General features: G+C 51.0%; 21 protein-coding genes. 13 read left to right on the top strand and 8 right to left on the bottom strand.

Going from position 1 to position 26,417, the window contains the following annotated elements:
- Positions 1–23 precede the first annotated feature (23 nt).
- On the top strand, positions 24–1,640 hold the full coding sequence (locus Enr17x_RS29015; RefSeq protein WP_145313797.1) for a glycoside hydrolase family protein: 1,617 nt from the start codon (positions 24–26) through the stop codon (positions 1,638–1,640).
- A 12-nt stretch (positions 1,641–1,652) separates the two neighbouring features.
- Here Enr17x_RS29015 and Enr17x_RS29010 read toward each other — a convergent pair whose 3' ends face one another.
- Together Enr17x_RS29010 and Enr17x_RS29005 are read right to left on the bottom strand one after the other, a co-directional pair.
- Positions 1,653–2,930: an Nramp family divalent metal transporter gene (locus tag Enr17x_RS29010; RefSeq protein ID WP_145313796.1), complete on the bottom strand. Its 1,278-nt coding sequence runs from the start codon at positions 2,928–2,930 to the stop codon at positions 1,653–1,655.
- A gap of 89 nt (positions 2,931–3,019) precedes the next feature.
- Positions 3,020–3,625: a nitroreductase family protein gene (locus Enr17x_RS29005; protein WP_145313795.1), complete on the bottom strand. Its 606-nt coding sequence runs from the start codon at positions 3,623–3,625 to the stop codon at positions 3,020–3,022.
- A 373-nt stretch (positions 3,626–3,998) separates the two neighbouring features.
- On the opposite strand from Enr17x_RS29005, the gene Enr17x_RS29000 reads away from it, so the two are divergent.
- The 5 genes from Enr17x_RS29000 (at position 3,999) to Enr17x_RS28980 (ending at position 11,843) form a co-directional block, all read left to right on the top strand.
- On the top strand, positions 3,999–7,832 hold the full coding sequence (locus Enr17x_RS29000) for a hypothetical protein (protein WP_145313794.1): 3,834 nt from the start codon (positions 3,999–4,001) through the stop codon (positions 7,830–7,832).
- A 211-nt stretch (positions 7,833–8,043) separates the two neighbouring features.
- Entirely contained in the window at positions 8,044–9,096 is a 1,053-nt protein-coding gene (locus tag Enr17x_RS28995; RefSeq protein ID WP_145313793.1) for a PA0069 family radical SAM protein, read from the top strand.
- A 32-nt stretch (positions 9,097–9,128) separates the two neighbouring features.
- Positions 9,129–10,169, top strand: coding sequence for a leucine-rich repeat domain-containing protein (locus tag Enr17x_RS28990; RefSeq protein WP_145313792.1), 1,041 nt, complete (start codon positions 9,129–9,131; stop codon positions 10,167–10,169).
- A 382-nt stretch (positions 10,170–10,551) separates the two neighbouring features.
- Positions 10,552–11,571 (top strand): leucine-rich repeat domain-containing protein, encoded by a 1,020-nt coding sequence (locus Enr17x_RS28985; protein WP_198000865.1) that lies wholly within the window; start codon positions 10,552–10,554, stop codon positions 11,569–11,571.
- A 62-nt stretch (positions 11,572–11,633) separates the two neighbouring features.
- Positions 11,634–11,843, top strand: coding sequence for a hypothetical protein (locus Enr17x_RS28980; protein WP_145313790.1), 210 nt, complete (start codon positions 11,634–11,636; stop codon positions 11,841–11,843).
- Positions 11,844–11,853: 10 nt separating this feature from the next.
- On the opposite strand, the gene Enr17x_RS28975 is transcribed toward Enr17x_RS28980, so the two are convergent.
- Positions 11,854–12,558 carry an alpha/beta fold hydrolase gene (locus tag Enr17x_RS28975; RefSeq protein ID WP_145313789.1) on the bottom strand — a complete coding sequence of 235 codons (705 nt, stop codon included), beginning with the start codon at positions 12,556–12,558 and terminating at the stop codon, positions 11,854–11,856.
- Between the two features lie 19 nt (positions 12,559–12,577).
- Complete coding sequence (locus Enr17x_RS28970; RefSeq protein WP_145313788.1) at positions 12,578–13,327, bottom strand: anthrax toxin lethal factor-related metalloendopeptidase; 750 nt, start codon at positions 13,325–13,327, stop codon at positions 12,578–12,580.
- Positions 13,328–13,530: 203 nt separating this feature from the next.
- On the opposite strand from Enr17x_RS28970, the gene Enr17x_RS28965 reads away from it, so the two are divergent.
- Entirely contained in the window at positions 13,531–14,541 is a 1,011-nt protein-coding gene (locus Enr17x_RS28965) for an alpha/beta hydrolase (protein WP_145313787.1), read from the top strand.
- Here the strand turns inward: Enr17x_RS28965 and Enr17x_RS28960 are convergent.
- Entirely contained in the window at positions 14,534–15,526 is a 993-nt protein-coding gene (locus tag Enr17x_RS28960) for an AraC family transcriptional regulator (protein ID WP_145313786.1), read from the bottom strand. The genes Enr17x_RS28965 and Enr17x_RS28960 overlap by 8 nt on opposite strands.
- A gap of 561 nt (positions 15,527–16,087) precedes the next feature.
- Between Enr17x_RS28960 and Enr17x_RS28955 the strand changes: the two genes are divergently transcribed.
- The 3 genes from Enr17x_RS28955 (at position 16,088) to Enr17x_RS28945 (ending at position 19,298) form a co-directional block, all read left to right on the top strand.
- The gene (locus tag Enr17x_RS28955) at positions 16,088–17,068 is read left to right on the top strand and encodes a DUF1559 domain-containing protein (protein ID WP_145313785.1); all 981 of its coding nucleotides are present in this window, start codon (positions 16,088–16,090) and stop codon (positions 17,066–17,068) included.
- Between the two features lie 79 nt (positions 17,069–17,147).
- Entirely contained in the window at positions 17,148–17,576 is a 429-nt protein-coding gene (locus Enr17x_RS28950) for a hypothetical protein (protein ID WP_145313784.1), read from the top strand.
- Positions 17,577–17,747: 171 nt separating this feature from the next.
- Complete coding sequence (locus Enr17x_RS28945) at positions 17,748–19,298, top strand: hypothetical protein (protein ID WP_198000864.1); 1,551 nt, start codon at positions 17,748–17,750, stop codon at positions 19,296–19,298.
- A 1-nt stretch (position 19,299) separates the two neighbouring features.
- Here Enr17x_RS28945 and Enr17x_RS28940 read toward each other — a convergent pair whose 3' ends face one another.
- Positions 19,300–19,548 (bottom strand): hypothetical protein, encoded by a 249-nt coding sequence (locus tag Enr17x_RS28940; RefSeq protein ID WP_145313783.1) that lies wholly within the window; start codon positions 19,546–19,548, stop codon positions 19,300–19,302.
- Between the two features lie 362 nt (positions 19,549–19,910).
- Between Enr17x_RS28940 and Enr17x_RS28935 the strand changes: the two genes are divergently transcribed.
- The 3 genes from Enr17x_RS28935 (at position 19,911) to Enr17x_RS28925 (ending at position 23,276) form a co-directional block, all read left to right on the top strand.
- Complete coding sequence (locus Enr17x_RS28935) at positions 19,911–20,981, top strand: hypothetical protein (RefSeq protein ID WP_145313782.1); 1,071 nt, start codon at positions 19,911–19,913, stop codon at positions 20,979–20,981.
- Positions 20,978–21,409 (top strand): DUF1573 domain-containing protein, encoded by a 432-nt coding sequence (locus tag Enr17x_RS28930; RefSeq protein WP_145313781.1) that lies wholly within the window; start codon positions 20,978–20,980, stop codon positions 21,407–21,409. The genes Enr17x_RS28935 and Enr17x_RS28930 overlap by 4 nt, the downstream gene beginning before the upstream one ends.
- Positions 21,410–21,965: 556 nt before the next feature.
- Positions 21,966–23,276, top strand: coding sequence for a hypothetical protein (locus Enr17x_RS28925; RefSeq protein WP_145313780.1), 1,311 nt, complete (start codon positions 21,966–21,968; stop codon positions 23,274–23,276).
- Positions 23,277–23,349: 73 nt separating this feature from the next.
- Here the strand turns inward: Enr17x_RS28925 and Enr17x_RS28920 are convergent, their stop codons facing one another.
- Together Enr17x_RS28920 and Enr17x_RS28915 are read right to left on the bottom strand one after the other, a co-directional pair.
- Positions 23,350–25,041 (bottom strand): PPC domain-containing protein, encoded by a 1,692-nt coding sequence (locus tag Enr17x_RS28920; protein WP_198000863.1) that lies wholly within the window; start codon positions 25,039–25,041, stop codon positions 23,350–23,352.
- 34 nt (positions 25,042–25,075) lie between these two features.
- Positions 25,076–26,413: a DUF1501 domain-containing protein gene (locus Enr17x_RS28915; protein ID WP_198000862.1), complete on the bottom strand. Its 1,338-nt coding sequence runs from the start codon at positions 26,411–26,413 to the stop codon at positions 25,076–25,078.
- Between the last annotated feature and the right edge of the window lie 4 nt (positions 26,414–26,417).

Here is a 26,417-nt window from a genome sequence, read left to right as displayed (position 1 = left end):
CTCTGATAAAATAAAAGCCTGATATGTTTTCCGAATCTACCTGGAGCCGAAAGAGCATCGGCGATGTTGATGTTGTTTACCATGATGGTTTGTATCATCTGTTTCATCTGGTACTTCCCAACCATGACTTCATAGCGCATGCGATCAGTGACAATGCATTGAACTGGCGGCGCGTGGATAACGCCCTGTTTATCGGCGATCCGGGAAGCTGGGATGACCTCATGCTCTGGACCATGCATGTCTCTCCCGATCCGCATCAACCGGGGCGCTGGCGAATGTTTTATACCGGCGTGTCACGCCGTGACCAGGGGAAGAAACAGCGGCTCGGCATGGCGGTCAGCGACGACCTGTTCCACTGGCAGAAAGCAGACACCAACTGGGTTGATGAGCGCGGACAATCCGACCCGCAAATCGTCAAAGATGTCCGTGCTCGACTGAAATCTTCGATCTCAAATAATATCAAAGCGAAGCAGAACCCGGAGAGCTGTTTTCCCCTCAAGCCGGATTCGCAGTATTACGAATCGTCTGTTGATTCGGAGCGAGACTGGGTCAGTTTTCGTGACCCCTTTTATTTCCGCGAAGAAGATCAGGGTTGGCTGCTGATGGCGGCACGTGTGAACGAAGGACCGTTGATCAGGCGGGGATGCGTGGGTTTAATGGAAGAGGTCTCGCCCAATCAGTTTCGTGCCTTGCCGCCGTTGCATGCGCCGATGATGTATGATGATATTGAAGTCCCCAACCTGTTCCGGATCGACGGTGATTACTATCTGATCGGCAGCCTCCGTGAAGATGCCAAGATTCGCTACTGGCACACAAAGGATCTGGAACAACCCTGGCAAAACTATTACGACAATGTTCTGCTGGCCAAGGGAAATTATGCCGGCCGGATCTGTCAGGACGAGGAAGGCATTCTGCTCTGGAATTTTTATGTCAATGATCCGCTCGATCGGACTACGAATAATCTACTGCCCCCTCCCAAGCGGCTGGCTAAACGTAGGAATGGTCAGCTGCGTTTGAAAACGTTTGAGGGAATCGAGAAACGAGTCACCGGCCCGCTGAATTCGCGCTGTCTGCATACCCTCAAAGGGTCTCGCGATGAAGCCTACTTCTGTCTGATTAATAGTTCACTGGAACTGATCAGCCAGGCCGGCTTCCAGGGTTTTGTGTTTGATGAGGAAGTCAGCTGTTTTCGGATGCAATGTCGCTTTTCGATGAACGGGGCCGGCAAATGCGGAATTCTCTGCCGCGTCGATCCCGATACACACGATGGGTATTATGTGTCGCTCGATTTGATCAAAGGAATTGCCCAGTATCGTTCCTGGAAAACGGGACCGGAAAAATCGGGCGAACACATGATGCAGTTCCAGTCTCTGCAGGATGGGTTCTGGAGTTCAGCCGATCCCAGAGATATCGAAGTTAAACTGATCGCCTTCGGCAGCTATCACGAGTTGAGCATAAACGGCAATGTCATCTTATCGCTGGCAAACGAAAACTTCAGCAGCGGCCTGTTGGGTTTTTATGTCGAATCTGCGGCGCTGCACATCGATCAGCTGGAAGTGCAGCATCTGAAATCTCCAACTCAGACAGACGAACATTTAACCACAGGCTGGGCTACGGAGGGGCAGGAAACGCAGCATTAAGGATCGATAAACCTACCCGTTGATCAACGGCATGATCAGGTTGTACGCGGTTCTGAGTGCCAGCAATACGGAAGAAATCAGGCCGATGAACCCGAGAATTTTCATCCAGGCGGGAATCGCGTTTTCACCTTTCATATCGGGGCGGGTGGCAAGCCAGAGCATGGCGATGGCCAGCATCGGAATGCCTAACACCGTGAGCGATTGAGCGAAGATGATCAACCCCACCGGTTTCACTCCCATGGACTTCGTATAAATCGCGACGCCCATTCCCACCAGTAGTGCGAGTACGGTGAACAGTTTCGGCCACTTTTGATCGATGTAGCCGCCCAGTCCGAAACCGTCGGCCAGAATCGAGCCGCCAATCATGGCGTTCACTAGAAACGAACTGAAGGCACCCGCAAAGATCCCCAGCGAGAAAATGATCATCGCCGATTTCCCGAACGCCGGCTCCAGACTCTTCGCGACGTCAGAGACCGAACCCAGAGTCGTCACATCCGGGTTCTGATACAGAACTTTGGCAGCCGTAATCAACACCATCATCGTGATCAACCCCAGCATGCTGATACCGACTGTGGAATCGACCAATCCCTGCTTCAGGTTTTCTTTTTTCCAGCCTTTTTGTCGGACCAGATACGATTGATAAAAGGCACCTGCTACCGAGAAGGTGGTTGCATACAAGGCGACGATCGGTGTCATCGCTTCTTTCATACTGGAATCCAGGTTTGGAATGGAAGGAACGAAACCCGAGATCGCGGCAACCCAGTCCGGCTTGACCTGAAACAGGTTGATGGCAAATGCGACCATCATGATGCCGACCAGCAGCTTCATCAGTTTTTCAATCAGGCCATAAAGATGTTTGAATCCATACAAGGCCATAATGATGAAGGCATTCATCCCCACGATGATAAAAAGGGAGATATTACTGTCCGCGTCAATGAATGGTTCAACTGCCGCCAGTACGCCCAGGTTGTTACTGAATTGAAAACAGGCAGCTATCAGAAACAGAATGATGCCTGTGGCTGCGGCAATCGGACGGTTGGCCCGCTCGGCCAGCTCATCACAAATTGTTCCCTTCAGTTGAATCCCCAGCCGGGCTGACAATGCGGTCATGGCAATCATCATGATGACCGCAATCACCAGCACCCAAATCATCTGATAGGCGTAGGTATGACCGATTTTCGACGCCGAGAGAATACTTCCTGGCCCCAATACAACCGACGCGGTAATAATCGCGGGACCGAGGCTGCTCAGGATACGCTTTAACGGATTGGAAGACGGCTGGTCGCTCATTTTGATACACCGTAATTTCTAAAGAAAAGAAAGTAATGGGCTGCATCTTAACAAAACGGGCCTCGAAGTTGAGGCTTCACCGGGAAAATTTATTCAAATCGGTCGTAAATCACGACTTCTTCCAGTGGTAACTGCCCTGCTCGTTCATTGGCCGGTCGAATGGCTTTGCCGACGACGATAAACATCGAAATCAGATAGTCTTCGGGCAAGTTGATCAGTTCACCCACCTTGTCGAAATCGAAGCCATCCATGGGGCATGTATCATACCCCATCTCTTTCGCGACCAGCATCAGGGTTTGTGCCGCCATTCCGCAGGAGCGCAGTGCTTCATCCCGCTCGGCTTCTGTATTGTCCTTATAATAGTTGAGAATCATCGGGACCAGTGCCTGCTGAACTGGCTCGGGGGCATTTCGCCAGTAGCGGTCCGGAGCTTTTTTCCAGGCCTTCAGATCCGCACAAATTACCACCAGCAGCGAAGCGTCGGTCACCTGTGCCTGATTCCAGGACGCTTCACGGATTTTTTGCCGTAACTCCGGATCCTGCACTACCAGAAACCGCCAATGCTGAATATTAAACGCGGTTGGCGAGAGCATCGTATAAGAAAGCAGCTTATCAATTTCTTCCTGAGTCATCTGGTGTTCAGGATCGTACGATTTAACCGAACGTCTTTCTTCAATTGCCTTTAAGGTGTCCATTGTCTTTCACTTTTCTTGATTGTCACACGGGAAACGTTCGCTGGAGAGCCAGAACCATCATAGGCAGAAAACGAGTTGAATCCTACTCTCGGCTGAAAATCACGAGCCAGAATTCGGCGGTTTTGGTAGATTTTCCGCTTTCTGAAACGGGATTCTTTCCAGAACCAACATTGTCGCTGCTTAAAATTCCCCATATAGTTATCTGTGTGGGCTACCGAACGTCATTCAGGGATGATAAGTACCAGATCGCATTCAACCATTTGTAGCGACCCACGTATGAAGATGCCGGGCCTGACTGAAGGGCTCTGGAGACGCTGCAACCAACCCGCATTCGGGTGCATCCTGCACAAAGGAATCAAACACAGGATCGGATATGTCCCAACCAGATACCGCAAATCAGACGACAAATAAAAAGACCTCCTCAAAAAATCAGAAACAGCAACGGGGCTCCGCGGGCCGCATCTTCTTTGTGTTGATGCTCGGCCTCTGCCTGCTGCTCTGGCTGGCGCCACTGATTATCTCCAACACATCGATGAAAAATTCGATCCTGCCCCTGGTTCTGAAACGTTATCCGGGAGAGATCTCAACTGGCGCGGTCACACTGAGCTGGAGCCAACCGGTTGTCTTTCAGAATGTGGCACTCAAAGATTTCGAAGGCCGGGATGTCGTTCGCATCGATCAAATCGCCACAAAGAAAACGCTCTGGGAGCTGGCCACCGATCGCAAACATGTCGGCGATGTCAACGTGGACGGCGTCACTTCGCTGACCTATGTGAACGAACACGGGCTCGCCAATCGAGACTTCTTGACGGCGGTCTTGAAAAAAGGGACCAAAGAACATCCGGAAGGCGAACCAGGCAAAGAGGACGAAAAGCCGAAAACAGGCACCCAGCAATCATTGACGCTGCATATGTCTGATCTCGACTTGTGTGTCGTGAACGGCAAGGAAGAAGAGACGCCATACCTGACCGGCATGGCTGTCACCGTCACCCGCCCCGAACAGCGGACCGAACCAATTTTGGTCAAAGGGATCTGGAAAGAACCTGCAACGGAAGAGGGTGAGCAGATTGATCCTGCCAAGATCGCGTTCGCAGTGAGTATTGTCAATTCTAATGATCCGGATGCTTCCCGCTCGGGGGCGCTCAAATTCAAAACCGAGTTCTTTGATCTCAGCCAGTTAACGCCGCTTGTCAGTGCGCTCTCGCCGGGGGCGCATCTGGCTGGTAAATCGAATTCCGAAATGGAAATCAAATGGTCGGGTTCGAAAGAGTCGCCGCGTTTCGCAGTTAAAGGAAACTGGGAAGCGAGGCCCTTTCAGTTTGCAGCGCCCGAGTGGATTGGCGGCGATCAGATTCAAAGCGAAACCGCAGAGGGAAATATCGATGTGATGGCGGCCAACGGCGTGCTGTACTTCAAAGACGCCCATATGCAATCCCAGTTTGGAGAAATGACACTCCAGGGAAATCTCAACTGGGATGATCTGACCGACGAAAGCAAACGCGAAAAACTGGCCGGCTTGCTCAACTCGCGCCTGAAGCTTTCCGGCAATCTGGATCTGGCGGAAGCCGCCCGGCAGCTTCCTGAAACCGTTCATTTAAAACCAGGTATGCAGATTACCGGGGGCACCGTTGATTTTCAGGTTTCCAATTATGATCCACAGAAACCGCAGCAGGCTGAAGGGCAGGATACCGTCTGGCTTATCGGGCTGAAAACATCCGACCTGACAGGCCGCAACGGGGGACGTGAAATCCGCTGGCAGCAGCCGGTTTCGCTGTTGATGCAAATTGCCCGGACGTCGGATTCGTTTGATATTCAATCGCTACGTTGTACGTCCGACTTCCTTAAACTCACGGGCAACGGCAATGCCGATCATTTGCAAATTCACCTGGAAGCAGACTTGAACCAACTCTCCAATCGTCTGGAGCAGTTTGTCGATCTGCAGGAAATCGCCCTCAAAGGCAAGATGGATGGGGAAATCAGCTTCGACGTTTCCGATCAAAAATGGGAAACCCTTTCCTTTCTGCAATTCAAAAATCTGCAACTGGCGCTACCCGACCGAAGGGGTTGGCAGGAACCTTCACTCAAACTGACCGTTGAGGGCGCCGGTAACTCGAATGAAAAACAGATCCACGTCGAGCGTTTCATTGTCACGCTGGTCGCCGGCGAAGATGCATTTCAGGCGAAACTGGAACAGCCGACCACGGTGAATCGAAAACGCGATGAAACCGCCAAACAGGAATTGCTGCCGTTCAAAATTCAACTCAAAGGAAAACTGGCTTCCTGGGCCGATCGCGTGCGTCCCCTGTCCAAACAGGATCTGCAGCTGGCCGGTGATGTGCAGTTCGCTTCTTCGGTTTCGTTTGGCGATCAATATGTCGCCCATGAAAATACTACAGTAAATCTGACCAATGTGCGCGTCTTCACTCCCACACTCTGGATCGATGAGCCGCGGGCGGAAATTAAAACCGCCGGTAGTTGGGATGAGTTACACAAAACACTAAAAGCATCTGAGTTTACCTATCGGGGCAGTGCCATCGTCTTGAACGGCGAAAAGCTGGAAGTTCAACTGCCCCACGATGACATCCATACGACGTCACTGGTCGGCTCTCTCTCCTATAAATGCGATCTGCATCAGCTCTCACGCTGGTTTCAGAATCCGGCTGAACCACCAGAGCAAAAATATTATGGTCTGGTCACCGGTCAGGCGAACGTGATCGTCACCGAAGAGACCCGCATGGCAAGCTGGCGGACCACGATTACCGACTTCGCCATTGAAGCACCCCTCAAGCAAACAGCAAATCCCCAGAAGCAGCCAATCGCCAGCCAGCGGAATCCTGGTTGGGCCATCAGTTGGCAGGAACCGGAAATTCGCATCGAAGGAGATACACTGCAGGATTTGAAATCCGACACGCTTACTTTAAACCGGATGTCGGTTCAGTCGGAAATGCTGGACCTGAGCGCCAAAGGCGAAATCCGCGATTTCAGTACCACCCGCGATGTCCGCCTGGCAGGCGAAGTGACATATGACTGGGAAAACCTGACGCCTCTGTTACGCAGTAAACTGGGCCCCGATGTCGAAATCGTCGGCAGGGAAACCCGGCCCTTCAATCTCACCGGACCGATGGGAACGGCTCACGCCGCACGGTTGCAGGCAGAGGTGCTTAATGCCCAGCCACGACCATTACTCCCCAACACGCGGCCTCTGTTTACGCCGACCGACCGTTACATGGACCTCAAGGGAAATGCCGGCATCGGCTGGGAACAAGCGAACATTCGCGGACTCACCAGTGGGAAAACCACTATAGAAGCTCGCATCCAAGACGGGCAGATTCATATCACTCCGCTCGACTTACAGGTGAGTGGCGGTCGTTTACGGTTGGCGCCGATCGTGCGGCTGGATGTGAAACCGGCGGCCCTGGTATTCGAAAAGGGAGCCGTGATTGATAATTTTCAGTTCACTCCCGAAATGACACGCAACTCATTGCGCTTTGTTGCCCCGATGATTGCGAACAGCACAAATATTCAAGGACAGTTTTCGCTGAGTCAGGAATTCGCCGTCATCCCCATTGATGAACCGAAACTGGGCGAAGCCAAAGGGACGCTGATGATCAAGTCGGCCCGCGTGAAGCCGGGGCCTCTGTTTGACGCACTCTCGGAAAAAATCAATCAGGTGCTTGCTGTCGTCAACATCAATCGAACCGGCAGACTGATCGACGCCGATTCTGTATTTATGCAGGTCGATAATCAAGCCGTGCATTATCATATGATTGAAGGCCGCGTCTATCACAGTCCGTTCGAAGTACAGATGAAAGGCATCACCGTTCGCACCACGGGATCGGTTGGCCTGGATGAATCGTTGGATCTGGTAGCCGAGGTCGGCTTCACGAACATGCTCTCAGAAGACAAAGACCAACCGGTACTCAAATCACTCATCAGCCGTCCCTTGAAACTACCCATCGGGGGTACTTTGAAAAAACCCAAGGTCGATATGCGCCAGGTTGGTAACTACGCCAAGCAGATGGGCGTCAATGCCCTCGATGCGGTGCTGGGGAGCGGCTTCGGCGAACAGCTGCAGGGCTTGTTCCCCGAACGTACGCCGGAAGAAATGGAACGCATCCAGAAAGAGCGCGAGGAACGCAAAAAAGAACGGGACAAACGCCGCGAACAAAAACGCCTGGAGCGGCTCAAACGCAAACAGGGTTTGTGAAAAATAAAAATCACAATCAGATAATTTATCCCAACTTCGAGCGGAATGGCACGAGCCGCCGTTTTTGAAATAGAGACCAGAGCACAAAAACGGCTCATCAGCAAGAGGGATCAACTATGGTTTCTCTGAAAAACTGCTTCCCTGCACACAGATGATCTCATATAAAGGAGATGTATCAGATCGAAAATCACTTTCTTGAGTCAGGCAAGTCATGCGGCATGGTTCTCATTTAAATCCGCCGAACCGGTTTGAGTCGACGTTCTCCGAACCGGATCTAGAGCAGCTGGAATGGGATGACGAATATCTCTCTCAGCCCAGGCGGATTGAATACATCGATGACCGGGCGAAGTCGATCGTGACCGAAAACGATTCACCCGATCTCAATTTTCGTTATAGCGTCAACCCGTATCGCGGCTGCGCGCATGGTTGCAGTTACTGTTATGCCCGACCCTTTCATGAATACCTGGGCTACAACGCGGGGCTCGACTTTGAAACGAAAATCATGGTCAAGCATGACGCCCCTAAACTGTTGCGCGACTTTCTAAGCCGAAGTGACTGGGAGCCGGAGTTGATCGCATTTTCCGGAATCACCGACTGTTATCAACCGGCGGAGCGCGAATTTCAGTTAACGCGGCAATGTCTGGCGGTCGCATCCGAGGCCAATCAGCCTGTGGGAGTCGTCACCAAAAATGCGCTGGTGGTCCGCGATTTGGATCTGCTGGCATCAATGGCGCAGCGAGATCTGATCCACGTGAGTGTCTCGGTTACCACACTTGATGCGCAACTAGCTCGTGACATGGAACCACGGACTAGTATCCCGGCGGCCCGACTGCGGGCGATTCGCGAACTCGCGGCTGCGGGAGTGCCGACGAAGGTGATGGTCTCGCCGATCATTGCCGGTTTGAACGATCATGAAATCCCTGAGATTCTGCAGGCAGCAAAAGAGGCCGGCGCGCAGTCGGCGAGTTACATTCTGCTGCGTCTGCCTTTAACGGTAGAACCGGTCTTCCTGGAATGGCTGGAACGCACGCAACCCACACGTAATGAACGCGTATTGAGTCGGATTCGACAAACGCGTGAGGGGAAGCTCAACAGCTCAGAATTCGGCACTCGCATCCGCGGCACCGGTGAGATCGCCGAACAGATTCGCAGCTTGTTCAAAGTCTTCACCCGCAAACAAGGCCTGGACCAACCGCTGTCGCCGTTAGACTATGCACAGTTCAAACCGCCGACGACCGGCAAAGGACAACAGTGGCTGTTTTGAGGGAGCTCGTTTTCAGAGCCAAGGTATGAAATATGACACTACCCGAACCAAATCAGAATCGTGCGAGCCGATTCCGCTGGGTATGGCGATCAGTTGGAGTGGCGATCCTGATCTGCCTGACGGTGTTTGTCATCTCTGGGGTACAAAACGGACGAGCGATTCAACAACTGGAATCAAGTAAGTTTTTTATGTTGACGACTGAACCGGGTTGGTTGATGAGCAAGATGCCATATTCCTGGCAGACCTGGATTCAATACCGCGCAGGAGATGAAATTCGTGCTGCTTTCCTCAATGTCATCAAGGTAAATTGCATTCAATATGGGGATGACGATGAGCTTACCGAAGCAGATCTCGCCAGCATTGGTCAATTGAAAAGTCTGAAAATCCTGGATCTCAGTAATTCCCTGATCACGAATGCAGGTTTGTCACATATCCAAGGACTCCATAACTTGGAAGAACTTGTACTCGAACAAACATCCATCAGCGATGCCGGTCTGTTTCACCTGAGAGATCTGAAGAAGCTAAAGACACTTTACCTTTTGGAAACTGAGATTGGTAATACCGGCCTGAGTCATCTGAAAAACCTGACAGAACTGACAACACTTAACTTAAGTGAAACAGCGATCAGTGATGCTGGTCTGGCTCACTTGAAAGGACTTGTGAATCTGAAGGTCCTTTCTCTGGATATAACTCAAGTAAGTGATCGTGGACTGGTTTATCTAAAAGGACTCCCGAAACTGGAGAGCCTCGACCTCTTTGGGACCCAAGTGAGTGATGCAGGGTTGGTACATTTGACCGGACACCAGAATCTGCTGCTTCTCACTCTTGCAGATACTCAAATCAGTGATCAGGGGCTGGTTCATTTGGGAAAACTGAAGAATCTGTATGATTTGGACATTCGATATACAAAGATCAGCGACGCTGGTCTGAGCCATCTACAGGAACTCAAGAACCTGACAAATTTAATGTGGGATAGTACAAAAATAACTGATGCCGGTTATGCCCGACTTCAGAAGTCTTTACCCAAACTGTCTGACACATGGCAACCCCATCCCTCATATCCTATATTTTAAGGGATCGGCTCAATTCGGAGAATAACCAATGCCTCTACCCGAACCAAATCAGAATCGTGCGAGCCGATTCCGCTGGGTATGGTTATTTATCCCTTGCATGGTCTTGTTGGGACTGGTTCTGTTGATTGGATCTACCGTGCAGAACGGGTGGGCGATTAATAGATTGAGATCGAAGGGGGGAGTTACGACTGAGCCTGGTTTACTGCTAAGTTTTATACCCACTTCCTGGCAAGACTCACTTTATCAACTCGTGGGGTTAGAAGTGTTCTCTGCTTTTGAAACTGTTACCGCTATGTATGGTTATGATGAATTTGGCGACATGGATTTAGCCCGACTCAGTCGATTTCAAAATCTGCAGTCCCTGAGTCTCAGGAAGACAATAGTGACTGATACAGGGATGGTTCATTTGAGAACTATGAAGAATCTGAAACAGCTTCAACTGGCTGATTGTGAAATAAGTGATGACGCACTGGTACACTGTAAAGCATTGACGAATCTGGAATTCATCAACTTAAGTCACACACAAATTAGCGATGAAGGCCTTTCCCATTTGGGAGGACTTCGTGATCTGGAAGAACTTTATCTCGAAGAAACATCCATCAGTGACAGGGGGATGATTCACCTCAAAACGCTTACGAAACTGAACTGTTTAGATCTCTCTTCTACAAAAGTCAGCGATGAGGGACTGATCCCGCTAATGGAGCTGAAGAACCTGGAGACTCTGTATCTCAACGATACGCGGGTGCATAATGCGGGACTGGCTCATCTAAAAAAATTGTCAAAGCTGGAGTATCTCAACCTGGGTAATACAGAAGTGCGTGATGAGGGACTGATCCACTTGAAGACGCTGTCGAACCTCGAATACCTCTGTCTAAAAGGCACAAGTATCAGTGGTGCAGGACTGGTTTATCTCGAAGAACTCGATAATCTGCAAGGACTTGATCTCTCTGGTACCTTGATTACTAATGACGGTTTGGTGCATCTTCAGTCGCTACCCGGTCTGAAATGGCTCGTATTGAATGACTGCCGAATCAGTGATGCGGGACTGGTTCATCTTAAAGGACTCAAAAGTCTGCAGGAACTTGATCTCTCAAATACGCTGATTACTAATGATGGTTTAGCGCATCTTCAGTCGCTACCCAATCTGGAATGGCTTTTATTGAATGACTGCCGGATCAGTGATTCAGGACTGCAACAGCTTCAACATCTGAAGAAACTGCAGGGGCTGATTCTGACACGAACCCAGGTGAGTGATGCGGGATTGATTCACTTGAGGAATCTGACCAGTTTGAAATCACTGGATCTGGAAGGGACACAAGTGACTCCGGCAGGGAATAAAGAGCTTCGTGAGGCGATTCCCGGATTGGCAGATGAAGAGCGTGCTATAAAATGTTTCTTTTAACAGCTGGTCTTCCGCTGTGAAAATGGTAAGAGCCCTGAATTATTCATGACCGAAATGAAAACATGCAGCAGGTATGGTTGGAACGAACGCTGCGCACACGTAAGGAACGCGTTCTAAGCCGCATGCGGGGAACCGGAGAAATCGCCGAACAGATTCACAGTCTGTTTCAAGTCTTCACCTGCAAATACAGCTTGGATCAGCGGCTGCCACCGGTGGACGTTTCGCAGTTCAAACCACCGACAACGGGTAAGGGACAACAGTGGTTGTTTTGATGTGAAGCAGCTAAATTGTTTGCGTTCCAAACCAGAGCCGCATTAACGCGGTCACGGCGTGGGGACGTTCCATGGGAGACATATGGCCGCATTCCTCAATTACAGTGAGCCTGGCTTCTGGAATCTGTTCAGCAATAAAGGCCAGTTCGCCGGGTGGAAACAGGTCATCCTGTCGCCCATCTACCACCAGTGTTGGACAGGAGATTTTTGATAACAGAGCCTCGGTTGGATAATCATCAATCATCGCCTGCACTTGATTCAGATAACTGTCAGGAGAAAATCCTTTGAGCATATTTTGTAGTGGCTCAACCAGTTCCTGGTCCTCCAGCCGGTCTCGAAAGATGATATTTTCCAAATTGGCATCCAGTGATTCGCTGAGCAGGTTCTTTTTGATATTGGCCTTAAAAATTTCGAGGAGCCCGATATGTTCAGGATTATTTCGGGAGAGCGTATTGAGCAGCATTAATTTCAAGACTCGTTCGGGAGCTGTCGCCGCAATCACCTGCGCCAACCAGCCTCCATACGAGTGTCCCGCCAGATAAAACTGTTCGGGTGCTTGCTCCAAAAATGCATTCACCAGTTCGGACCGGCTCAGGGCCTGATCCATAACAGTCACTTGAACATTCAGCTGATCTTCTAAATGCTGCACCTGGTGCTGCCAGTTGACCTCGGTACTTCCCAGGCCGGGCAAGAGAATCAGAGTTTCTTTCATCATTGTTCCTTCTCTTCTGCCACTACGGTACCGGGCCCCAGATTTTCACCAGTAATTCGAACATCTTCGGGTCGTGTGTTTGCAGTTCGGCGCGGACGAAGGGATAGAAATCGTTCACGCCGAAATAGGCTTCGGTCGATTCGGCGAAGTATTCTTTGTGGTTGTTCAAGCCGTAGTGTCGTACTTTTTTGCCGGTATGCACCAACACGCTCTCGTAGATGCCTTTTTCTTTCGCGGCATTAAACGTCGCGACAATGTCGGCCTGATCGAAGCTCAACACCTGATCGTGAAAAGCGTGTGCCAGTTCGTGCAGCACAACATAGGGATGCTGGGCCCACATGTTTCGGGCCATGAGTTGTCCAGCGACCGGGATATGTACGTGTTTCGCCAGACGGGGATCGTGACCATTGGCCACCAGCCAGCCTTTGCTGGGATGATACTGCATGCGGTCCAGTTTCGCGTGTTTCAAATCAATCCAGATCCGCACCTGTTGCAGCTGTTCTACCCGTTCCTTGGGCACAATGAACTTCACCCGTTGCAGATGGTTCGCCAGAGCCGCCAATGCACTTTTGCCGGTTTCGGCATGCTCGGGTGCGAGCAGCTGCGGATCGACGTCCACCGTCCAACCCTCGATTTTCTGTTCGACCGGATCATAAAACTGTGGTGTCTCTTCTGCCTGCAGCCGGCCGCAAAGTGACAAGGCCACGCAAAACAGAGTCAATAACACAAGCCGTACGTGTGACCATTTTGAGTTCGGGTGGTGATATAACATATTGATCCTCTATCACTTAAGAGCAGATGTCATCTAACGCTTCGATTGTAACGGTTCAAACGACCCAGGGGAACTATGAAAACTCACAAGGCGCATTCTATAAAAGGAGTCCCAGAGATTTCCCCTCTGGTATTTGTAAAATGAACGGTTAGAATTAAAGGACACTTTCATTTCTTATCGATTTCCGATCAGCTCGACGACTCATGAATACGAAATCACAATCAGCTTGGAAACGTTGGCTACCGTGGCTGGTCCCCTTACCACGCGGGATGTTTGATAAACCACAAACCGGGAAACAAATGCTCGTTTATTATCTCTGGCGGGTGTCCGCATTTTATGTACTCCTGCTGATTCTGTTGATGATTGTGCAGCGCTGGCTCATCTATCAACCCACGCGGGTCACCTCTTTATCCGTCGATCAGGCCAATGCTCCCTTCGGTGTGATCCATGAGATTTCCACCAAAACGGAAGACGGTCTCGATCTGAAAGGCTGGCATTTTCTGGCAGGGCAGGTCGCCTGCAATGATCGAGCAAGCTGTGACGGGGAACTGGCGAAAGGACGTCCGGTGGTTATCCTGTTCCACGGTAACGGCGGAAACCGATCGCATCGCGTCGAGACCTGCCGTCTATTGGCCAGTCTGAACCTGCATGTGTTCGCGTTTGACTATCGCGGCTATGCGGAGAATCCGGGCAGCCCCAGCCAGACCGGTTTACTCAATGATGCGCGTGCCTTCTGGAAGTACGCTGTCCGTGATCGCAAGATAGATCCATCCCGAATTATTCTGATGGGCGAATCGCTGGGGGGAGGCGTCGCGACGTTACTCGCCAGTGAACTCTGTCAGCAGAAAACGCCCCCCGCGGGGCTGGTGCTGCGTTCCACGTTCAGTTCGATGGTCGATGCCGCCTCGTTTCATTATCCCTGGGTCCCCGTTTCCTGGTTGCTCTGGGATCAGTATCCCAGCCAGTCCGTGATTTCCGATGTGGCCTGTCCGCTGCTGGTGATTCATGGCACGAAAGACCAGATTGTTCCTTATAAACTGGGAAAAAAACTGTTCGACGCCGCGTCTCCCGCTTCCTCAACCGGTATTCCCAAACAGATGATCTCGATCGAACAGGGCAGCCATAACGGTTTGATCTACGAAGCCCGCGGCAAACTGACTCAAGCTTACTCGCAGTTTGCCAGTCAGCTGTTTCCGCAAGAAACTGCTATTTGACGTCATTCCGTTTGCTGCGAAAGTCGGTGGGAGTTTCCCCTGTCAACTTACGAAACGTGCGCGTGAAATAGGCGGGCGAAGAAAAGCCCAGCTTACGACTGATCTGATCGATGGTCATCGAAGGGTTGCAGAGCATCCGTTTCGACTGCCAGATTTTAATCTCATTAAAATAGGCCATGATGCCGCAACCGTAAGTTTTCCGGAACGCGGTTTTTGCCTGAGTCGGGCTGACGTGCAGTTCCTGCGCGACCTGCGGAATCGTCAAGCGATCATTCACTCGATTCAACAACAGACGGCGTATCTGAAGCGCGATATCATCTTCTGTATTCGCGGTGACGGCCGGCGACAGGTTCTCAAGCACCTGAGACAGAAAAGCCAGTAAGCTGCTGGTGACGTCCAGATTTCGATGCGGGTGCTCGGCAATGAGCATATCGGCCATCCGCCAGAACGCATGCTGCAAGTCGGGGTTCCCTGCAGAACTGATGGTATGCACGCCGGTCACCAGCGTTTCCAGTTCCCGACATGCTTCCACCATTCCAGAATCTTCCGGCCATTCCCCCAGTCGTTCCGGATCAATTAGAAAGGCGATTGTTGACGCGGTATGCGGACCTTCATTCATCCAATGATGGTCCACCCCCGGTCCGATCATGCAGAAATCACCTGAATCGAGCACCTGTCTGCCATCGGGAGTTAACATTGTGAGTGGCCCCTGCAAACTCCCATGCATGGCGATTACAGCATGATTGTGTTTCTGGGTCGTCGTGCCCGGCGGGAAATGTCCGGAAGTAAACCGGGCAAAAGGCCCTGGAGTCGGATGGTAATATGCCAGGTAACTCCAACTCTGTTTCAGAGACCCCAGCCGCTGAGGCCGCGTGGAGGGAAGATAATAAGAGAGGTCTGTTTTCTCGGCATCCGGAGTGATTTCGCGTTGATGAATGAGAGGTTGCGAACTCTCTGGTCCGTTGATGGAAGCTTGATGACGCATGTGTGCACAACTTCGACTAATAGTTCTTAATACTGCGAACGTGTCGCGATCCCTGAGTCGGTTTCCGCTGCCATGACAGCGGCTGTTTCTTTAGTTCAGAGAACCTGTTTCGTCAGATTTTAGAGCACAACAGATTATAGTCGATCGGGCACGGTTCCCAACAGTCTCAAATAGATGAGCGTTCTGCCATCATCTTAAAGCTCCGTTATGAAGGAAGATAGAGTGATTCAGCCTTCGGCGCGCCAGAATGTCCGATTGTGAAATCATTCAGTCTGATAAGACATATCACATCCTCAATTTCTCAGTAAAGTAGAGCTTGGCAAGACTAAAAATTCGCGCTGGCGCTCAAAGGCCCTGCCTGGTTCTCTCTGAATCCGGCAGTCAATAGCAGTCTGCTCCCAACCAGAACCTGAGACAAATTCAGGGACCAAACCGCTCAGCTGATCCCGGAGTTCCCTGCGAAACACGTTATTCTGTGACCGCGCTCTTGCCATAACGTGAAAGTTCATTTTTTTTAGATCAACTCATTGCTTTATAAATTTTAGAAAAGGATGAGATCACGTGAAACGCAACGCATTTACCTTAATCGAATTGCTGGTGGTGATTGCCATTATCGCCATTCTGATCGCCTTACTGCTTCCCGCCGTGCAGCAGGCACGCGAGGCCGCACGGCGGAGTACCTGTAAAAACAATCTCAAACAGGTTGGCTTGGCCTTACATAACTATCATGATGTCTTCGGTACTTTTCCGATCGGCGCCCAGTCTCCCATCTATCAGGCCAACTGGCGTGCTTCAATTCTGCCTTACATTGATCAGGCGCCACTGTATAACAATTTGACTCAAACACCCGCTAACGGTCGCGGCTACAATACGTACAACGGCTGGACCGGCGACGGCGGATACGGAACCGGTGCGGGTTCCAATGAAGCATTGAACAACGTAATGGTGCCCATCTACAAATGCCCGTCCAGCCCGCTGAGTGCGTTCTTTGTCGGAACAGCAAATGGCATTTCTCCCGGACAGGACAGAGGGGATGTCGGCATGACGATGGATTATGTCGGAATCGGCGGTGCCTATACCGCTGCGGCTCCCTTTAACACCACGGCAGTCGACAACACCTATTACGGCGTCATGGCCCAGAACGGACTGTTACAGATCAGTAAGTCCAAGAAAATGCGCGACTGCACCGATGGGACTTCCAATACCATCATCGTCGGCGAAGATTCCGGATCGATCGCCGGCGTGGACTACCGCAAGAATCTGTCTGGTGGCTGGTCGGGTCATCGCGGTGTCTCTACCAGCGGCGGTTCTGGTTATGGAGGCGGCGGTGTCGTTACCATCCGCTATTCTCCCAATCCGAATACCAAACCCGCCTATACAGGAGCCGGGTTCAACAATGGGCCACTGACATCGTTTCATACAGGCGGTGTGCATGTCCTGCTGGGCGATGGAGCCGCGCGCTTGATCTCAGACAACATTGACTTCAATACCCTCCTCGCTCTGGGGGCACTCAACGATGGTAAAGTGATCGGCGAATTCTAACGACCAGTGCTGCAACATCGACACACACCTGTTGCGACTTTCACAGGTGTGTGTCACACTGAATTCTGGAATACGATTTATGACTACTTCAATTTTACAACATGTTCGCCAGCATTGGCTTCGACTGGGAATCGCGGTCTGTCTGATTTGCCTGCTGGCAGGCTGCGGCGGGGCGCAAGCCGAAACCAAATCCATGGGCACCATCAGCGGTTCAGTCACGCTCAAGGGAAAACCGCTTACCGACTGCCGGATCAATTTCATTTCCGAGCAGATAGGCTCTGGCGCGGGAGGTGACTTGCAGTCGGGTGGTTCCTTTACCCTCGATGGTCCCATTCCCGCCGGCAAATATAGCGTATTTATTACGATGCCCGAAGTATTCACTCCCACCCAGGCGCAATCCAAATCGGGCCTGTCCAGTGTACCGAAAAAATATCACAGCCAGTCCACGACCGACTTAAAAGCGGATGTCAAAGAGGGAGAGAACAACTTGCAGTTTGATTTGAAGTAATTCCTATACTGCCGGTCACGTTCCAGGTTGTATTACACCGTTTTTTCGAAAGAACAGGTGTTGGAACGTCACTGGCTTCGTTAAACTACAAAGAAGCTTCGTCTGTTTCATCCGTTTAAAATTACATTCCTGTTTCCTCGCTTTTCAACCAGACTCAGAGTACCTGTCACCATGAATCGTTTGACTTCCCCCACGCGCTCTTTTCATTCTTACAACCCAGTCCGACTTGCAGGCGCAATGCTGCTGGTCACGCTCATCTGCTTGATGTCAGCTCCAGTCGCTACCGCAGGAGACATTCTTGCCGGAGCTGCTAAGGTGGATATTACAAACCGTGATGTGCCACTGGTGAATGATCCGTTGTATGTGAAAGCCCTGGTGATCAAAGAGGGTGACACGACCGCTGTTCTCGTCACCGTCGATGCCGTTGCCATCGGAGAGATTGGTTCGATTACCAATGAATATCTGGGCAACGTGCGCGATCAGATTGAAAAAGACCTGCAGATCAAGCCGAAAAACATCATGGTCAACGCCAGTCACTGTCATGGCATTGTCTGTAAAGATGTCGAACAACGGACGGTTCAGGCGATCAAAGCCGCGGCGAAAAATCTGGTTCCCGTTAACATCGGCGTAGGCACCGGACACGAAGACCGCGTGATGGAGAATCGCCGGCTATTTCTCAAAAACGGTAAAGAAGCCGACGTGCGACATGCCTATTCTCTGCCTCCCGATGAAGAAGTCGCTGGCATCGGTCCCATCGATCCGGAGATCGGCATTTTAAAACTCGACAAAAAGAATGGCGAAACGCTGGCCGTGGTCTATAACTTCGCCTGCCATCCCATTCAGGGTGTCCCCAATAAAGGGAACACCGCCGACATGAGCGGCTTTGCGTCGCAGGTCATTGAAGACAACCTGAGCGACGGCGCGATTGCCCTGTTCGTGCAGGGTTGTGGCGGCGATATCAACCCGGCGCAGTATAAAGACGTCGATAACCCCCGTGACGCCGAAACGCTGGGCAACCTGCTCGGCCTGAGCACGCTGAAGGCACTCAAGAAAATCAAATGCACCGACGCGGGTTCCTTAAAAGTCATGAACGAAACACTGGCGGTGCCCCGTTCCAACAATGAAACCCGCATCGCCGCCCTGGAAAAAGAGCAGGAGCAGCTGGTCAAAGCGCTACAGGGAACGAGCCTGAACCTGAAGACATTCTTGCCGTTGATTGTGAAATACAAACTCTATGAGAAATACCCGTCGTATTACTCGCACCGTTATCTGCTCGATGAAAAACTGGGACGTGACGACCTCAAAAAACTCGACGAGGAAAACCGTGCCAACATGGAACGCTATATTAACAACGTCTACAAGATGGAGCAGATGACGCGAAACAATGCCAACCTCAGACTGCTCAACAAACACCAGACCCGCAACCAGGCCGCCGGCAAGACACTCGATGTAGAAGTATTCGGCATCAAGGTCGGCGATTTCCGCATGATCACCTTCCCTGCGGAACTGACGGTCAACATCGGCCTCAACATCAAGAAAAAATCGCCCTTCGAAAACACGTTCGTCGCCGGCTACACCAACGGCTACAACTACTACGCCCCTACCGCCGAACAACTCAAAAATGTGGGAGGCGCCCAGGAAGACAGCGACTGCATGCTGGCCCCCGAATGGCAGGCCATCTTCGAAACCAAAGCCCAGGAAATGATTAAAACGCTGAAGTGAGCTACTTTAACAGCGCGCGTGCGATTTGCATCTGTTCTCTGGTAACAAGCACAGCCCCTGTATTCCGAGGAACTAAAGAACCATAGTCATTCAGAAACTCTCTCAAAATCGAGATCAGTTCCGGGCCTGATTCCTGCAAATCCTGGAGCGACGTTTCCATTGTCAGTCCGTAGAGAATTTTGACCACGGCTTCATCAGATGTCAGTATTCCCTTGTCGTATGCTGCTCTGATTTCTTTAAAATGGTTCATTCAAGTCACTCACATTCAGTAAAATTTCAGGAGAGAGAAGAACTTTCGCTCATCTCGATCATAGCATTGTTGTCTATGGCGAACCATGTAATTTGTATTTTCACTGGAACGGTTCAACAGATCCCCTCACCTGCGATCTGTTCTTGAAAGCAACCAGGCGGGCGGGCACATGGGTCCCGTCCCTACGAATTGGTTTCACAGCGAGAGAACAAGTTCGAACGTTTTCTCCGTCGATATCCTGCCCCTCGGTCTGAAACATTTCTCGAATATGAAATTTCATGAAAACAGATAGACAATGAATCCCTGATCTGGTTTCTATCCACCGGGTGGGAAGCCATGTTTTTTGTCGGGAGCGTTCGGGGATGTCGTTACGAAAGCATTTCGTGGTAATAGGATTGATCGTCATCAATGGTGCTATGACAGTATCAGCGGGCGAAAACGAACGAGATCATCAATCACAGAACTCGATCTCAGAGCGTGAATTCCGGGCGGAATACGCGAACGCAGTAAAAAAATTCAAAGCCGCTTACCAGAACATCCAATGCCGGGCGGAGTGCCAATTCCAGTTCGATGACCCCAATGATCTGTCCCGCAAAAAAAGGTATGACTATTCCGCACATCTGTTGATGAAAGGCGCCGCGGCCGTTGCCGTACAGGATTATGGGGAAGAGACTCCGCGTGGCGGGACAGATACAAATCAGGTCGCATGTGCCACGCCGCACTACGCCTTTGACCTCCATAAAACCAGACAGACGAATCCATATCAGGTAAATTATATCACCCGCACTCCAGACCGCGTCGAACGCATGCGACTGATTCTGGGCGATGATGTCGATGTTTATCTGTGTGCCGGCAGTTTCATGTACCATAATCCCTTTGAAGCGATTCTAGAGAAACCATCGTTCAGCGTTGTGAAGCTGGAGCGTATTCCTGCGAAAACGGAAGAGTCAGGTGACCTGGTCGCGCTGGACTTTCAACTGACCAACGATCCCTGGTCTATTTCCAGTGGGCATGTTGTATTTGCCCCTCGTCTGAACTGGGCCGTGCTGGAATATCATTACCGCTGTGATTACTCGCCCACGAATTACTCAATTTATACCGGCAAGAACACCTTTCGTTCGATACAGAAAGGAACGATACCGTTTCTCGAGAAATGCAAACTCAAGGCGATACACTACCATGCCGACATGCAGCCGATCAGTGAAGATCATACCGCGAATCTAACGGACTTCTCCCTCGGCACTGTGGACGATTCTGTGTTTCTGTTATCGCGCTACGGCTTACCCGACACACCACTGACGGCATCCCCGTCTAGCATGAGAACCCCGATCCAGTGGTTCTTGATCGGCAACGGAATTCTGCTGTTTCTGATCGTCCTTTGGGTCATCATGAAACGTAGTCGTACAACACAACGCCAGAAGGTTCAATCATGAAAATAGAATTCAGCAAACTGAAGGTTGCCCTCTCCGTCTACTTTGGTAGTGTTTTCATTGTGGCAGTAATTTTCTTCACTACCTCTCTCTTTGGCGCGCCGCAGATTGTGGCTCCACAATGTGAATTTAAAAACATCTCCGCACACGAGACGTCAAAGCAGAAAGTGACAATCCATAATCCGACCCGTCAACCGCTTCAACTCATCGGAGCGATGGTTCCCTGCACACTTTGCGGATGTGCTTCCACCGAAGGGCTGCCGATCACCATCCCGACTGGTCGGAGCGGCAGGTTTTATGTGTTATTCAAAGCAACGGCAGCCGGTCAGTTCAAAACAGAACTTGAACTGTATACAGACAACCCCTATCAGCCAGTCGTTCATCTACAGTTGGGCGGCAATGTGGAACAGAGCGCAGAATCAGGTAAGTGAATCGCTCGCTCTCAACACACAGTCACAGGGTGGTACCGAATGCAATCAGGTATTTTCGCTGGTACACACACTGTCACAAATTACCCATTGAACAACAAGCTACTATTTTTATTATCACATAGGTGTTTTTGTTGACTATTGATCCTTCGACCACTATCGTCAATGCCTCTACATTTCAAGGTGATCATCCTTGTTCAATTCAGTGATCACACTTAACCTTTCTCATTTTATTGATTTTGTGAGGTGCAACATGCTGATTGTATTGACTCAGGACCAGGCTGTAATTGATTGGGTAAACGATCCTGGTTCCAATAGTGCTGCGTGGGGGACAGTTGAAATACTGAACCAGGGGGGGAACCCGGCAGCAACTGTCGCGATGCGCGCATTACTTAGCCAGATACAACCGGGCGAAGTACTCTGTATTACCGGACACGGTAATGATTCAGAAATTGGCGATGCGAATCTCAATGGGCCGGTGAGTTGGTCCTGGAATGTTTCACAGTTAGCTGACTTGCTCATTGCCAATTTACCGGCAGGCTATACAGGACCCATTCTAATGGAAGTCTGCGCAGATTCCATGACCAGCTTTGCTGCAGCACTCTGTGTGGAACTGGAGCGCCGCGGGCAGTTGATCGGGTTGACCATTTATGGTTATACGAGAGCTGTTAGTATCACACACCCATTCCCTTCGCCAGGCGGACTCGACCACAACGTGGAACTGACAGCTCATGTTGTAAGAGGCGGAAATGCAGTTTCTCTCGCTTCAAAAGCAGGAGGCACTCCACCACCCACACCACCCGCCAAAAAATGGCCTGCGAGGACGTTGAAATCTCCTTCCAGCAATGCAGCGAAATACAATCAACCGGCAGAAAAATATTATGTTTTCAATGAGACCGGAAATGTGATGTTATCTTCAACAGAGCCTATCACTTCACAAATCAACCCGTCTGCCCAGGAGTTATTTGAAGAGGTGGCGGTGTTTTTCGCAGCCATGACAAAAGCCATTACCAGTTTACCAAAACCTGGTGCCACGCCACCTTACAAATTCTCTGATTATTATTCAATCTATGATTATGAGGCTCTGGATGCGCTAGTAAACCGCTCTGGACTATTCGTTAATGTTCACAAAGAAGATTTGCATTTTCATAAAGATACAATATCAGCTACGTTTAATATCGAATTTATTGAAGCAGTCCTCGGCGTTGTGTTGACTGACGGAGTTGGCGCTGCAGCCTTAATGGCATCCTTGAATGCTATGGGGAAGCAGGCCTCGGTTTCCTACAGCCGTACTTCGAAACATCACAAGATTGGCAACCTGCTTTTTGTGTGTGAGTATCTATTTGGAATGCCTCTAGTCAATGTATTGTATTTCTATCTTGACGAAGATCAGGTGAAAACCGTGGTTGATGTTTCGCCTTGTGTAAAAGTCCAGAAAGGGTCATTTGACTTACAGCTGCATAAAGATACTTTTTTATTCGTTGTACCGAATTGGATTCGCAAATACGCAGGCGACCTGGCATCCATTGCCGATGATTCAGAATACCAGTTACTGGTCAATGAATTACAGGCATATATTTCCAACACCCCTCTAATCCTGTCCGTACAGGATGCAACAGGACCTGTCACAGAATTAAAAGATGGAAGCGCTTACACGTTGAACGGCATAAATCTGGGAAAAACTGCCGGCAGTATCTCTATTGCTGGTACGGACCAGACACTGGCAACAGGCAGCACAAACTGGACTGAGATTTCAATTTCATTTACTGCCAAGAAACCTACCAGTGGAACAGGGGGGCCCATTGTTATAAAAACGGGCGGCAAATCTCCACAGGTTGCTGAAAGTCATACAGATTATACTTTCAGTTAAGAATATATTTCAGTTGAGCCCGATTTTACGCGGGCTCAACTTTTTTTGCTCTGAAGAATGATTATACCAACCCTTACTTCTTTTTAATCGTCAGCCACAGGTAGGGGAGTTCGAGATCGGGTTTGGGTCTTGCCGTGTTGCGTTTGGGGCTGATGCCTTTGATGACGGCGGTCGCGGTGTGCTGCTTTGATTTGTCTTTCGCGCTGGTTCCCTGAATGACTAACGAACCTTGGAAGACGACGTCTTTCTTGGCTTCCAGCTTCAGCTTGACCGACTTGCCTCCTTTGTCTTTGACTTTGGAAACGATGGGCTCGCAGGTTGCCCCTTCCGGCAGACCGGCGATGCTGACTTCGATGTCGTCGTTGAAGCGGGGGCTCTGTCGGTCGATCGTGACGTCGATTTCCAGCGGCTTATCGCCGGCGGTTAGCGTATATAGTTCATTGGCTGCCTGCAGTGAGAAATCAGCTTCAGTTGGCAGAATCGACAGCAGATACACATAGCGAAAGCCGCCATGCTGGAAACGGTCGGTCACTTCCAGACGGTATTCGCCATCGGCGGGAATCGAGTAATCCAGGCGGGCATCGAAATAATTCCGTTTCGGGTCGTCGATCTCTTTCAGTAGTTTTCCTTTCGCATCGAACAATTTCACATGTGGATCCAGCGGATAGCCCAGGTCATGGGAATCGACTTTGAACGAAAGTTTCTCACCCTTTTTCGCGGTGAACCGATAGACGTCGATCTCTTCCGGCTCCGCAATCTTACCGGTGACGGTCGTTGGCAGCGTCAACTGTTGCCCTGCTTCTTCCTGTGTCGCTTTCGTTTCCAGCACGACTGGGGTGGTACTCATGGGAATCGTCAAACTGTTCCCCAATTGAGGAGCACTGAGCAGAGCACTTTCGTTCGATTCCATAACTGACGGCATTTGCGTCTTCAGCTTCACGGGAAGGTTCCAGCCTTCCAGTGCCACCGGTTTCGCAGTGGAAGGATGCCAGGCTAGTGGCAGACTGTGATCGACGAACGGTCCTGTTGTCAGGGTGAGCCGATAAATATATGAAGCAGCGCCGGCAAAGCGAATGGTACTGTTGGGGTCGGCGGGAAAAGCGAACGTACGAACGAAATAGGTACCGTCGGCGGGAGCGGTGAATACAATCCGGGGGTCGAACCAGAGTGTGTCATCGATTTGTGAAAGCACGGTGCCGCGGTGATTGAGAATCTGCAGCACGCCATCCATGGGCGAACCCAGTTGTTCGTTGGCAGTCTGCGCAGCGATCAGAGTCTGGCCTTTTTTAAGGGAAACCTGATAGGTGTCGACATCACCACTCTTGGCCAGAACGCCATTAATGGTTGCACTGGGTAACTCGACCTGCTGAGCCTCGGATAGTTTTTCGTTGGGCTCGGCTTCGGCCTGTTCGGCCAGTGTGCCGACCAGGAACGGACGAATTCCCGATGCGCCTTCGGCGTTATGAAATCGGAGCCAGTAGAGGCCGGGTTTGGTGTTGGGATCGATTTGTATCGAAAACTGCTTCTCTTTGCCTTTCGCAGGTTTGGCGGGGATTTCGACTTTCAAACCGGGAGACGACGTCCAGACCGAAACCGGCTGCGTTCCCAGTGTTTTGTCGACGCTGACGTCTACCTTCTGACCGACCTGCCCCCCGGCGGGATTGAGGTAGTTCACGCTGGGCGGTGCCGCACTGGTCGTGGCAGAGAGGCTGAAGACAACTGAGAATGCGAGAACAGCGGGCAGAATCTGAGCGGTGGAAAACATCGGCAAAATCATTCTCAGTCGGAGTGCAGTCATTCTAAGCAAACAGTTCCGGAATTGGTGTCGGATCGCTGACAAGGTGCGAAGGACGACCTTCCGGTGTATACAGGACTTTGTCGGGATCGATGCCCATTTTGGTGTAAATGGTCGAGACAAAGTTTTCAGGGGAGAGCACACGTTCGACCGCAGAGTAACCGGCTTTATCGGTTGCTCCCAGAGCCAAACCGCCGGGAGTTCCACCGCCGGCCATCAATACAGACATCGCATTCGACCAGTGATCACGACCGCCACCCGGATTGATTTTCGGGGTCCGCCCGAATTCACCCAGTGCCAGCACCATCGTCGTATCCAACAGGCCGCGCTCGTCCAGGTCTTCGATCAGCGTCGCAATGGTGTTCTCAAATGCGGGCATTCTGCCATTAAACGTTTTGAACAGGCTGCCGTGATTGTCCCAGCCTCCTTCATATAATGTGATGAAGGGCACACCGGCTTCCGTCAGACGACGGGCGAGTAGAGCACGTTGTCCGAATGAGTTGCGGCCATACTTGTCTCGCAGTTCATCTGACTCGCGGTCGATTTCAAACGCCTTTTGCGCTTCCGTTGACGCCACCAGGCTGTAGCCTTGCTCATAGTATTCATCCAGGTTCATCACTGGATCGCCGGCGACTTTATCCTTGATGCGTTTCAGCTGATCTACCTGTGCCCGTAGATCACGGCGGGTCTGATAGCGTGCGTCGCTCAAGCCGCTGGGGAGAGCCAGGTCACGTACGCGGAAGTTAGACGAGTCGGGATTGTCGGACATGACAAAGGGTGCGTACTTGGCCCCCAGGAAGTTCGGTCCGCCGGAACGCGACATGCGTGGCATCGAGAAGTAAGCAGGCAGATTATTGGTCGTTGGTTTCTGATGTGCGACAACCGAACCCATGCTGGGATGGAAGCTGACAAACGCACCACAACCCACGGGAATTCGTGGCGGGGCACCGGTCATCATGTAATGGTTGCCGGCACCATGGTTGCCTTGGTTATGACGAATGGAACGGATTACCGAATATTTGTCAAAGATCGAAGCCAGTCGTGTCATATGTTGTGAAAACTGAACGCCGGGCACGCTGGTTGGGATCGGGTTGAATTCACCACGAATTTCGACCGGTGCTTCGGGCTTGGGATCGAAGGTTTCGTAGTGTGATGGTCCGCCATCCATCCAGATCAGGATCACGCTTTTAGCGGTCGCTTTCGGATTGGGTGAGGCGGTTCCTTTTGCTTCAGTGCGCAATCGTAACAGATCGACCATGCTCAGGCCGGTCATGGCACCCAGACCCAGCTGCAGGCAATTCCGTCGTGTGATTCCATTGCATTTTTTCGAAACGTTCATCATTTCT

Source organism: Gimesia fumaroli (assembly GCF_007754425.1).
GTDB classification, from domain to species: domain Bacteria; phylum Planctomycetota; class Planctomycetia; order Planctomycetales; family Planctomycetaceae; genus Gimesia; species Gimesia fumaroli.
Note: the sequence above shows the minus strand (reverse complement) of the source record. Positions and strands in the feature narration are given on the sequence as shown.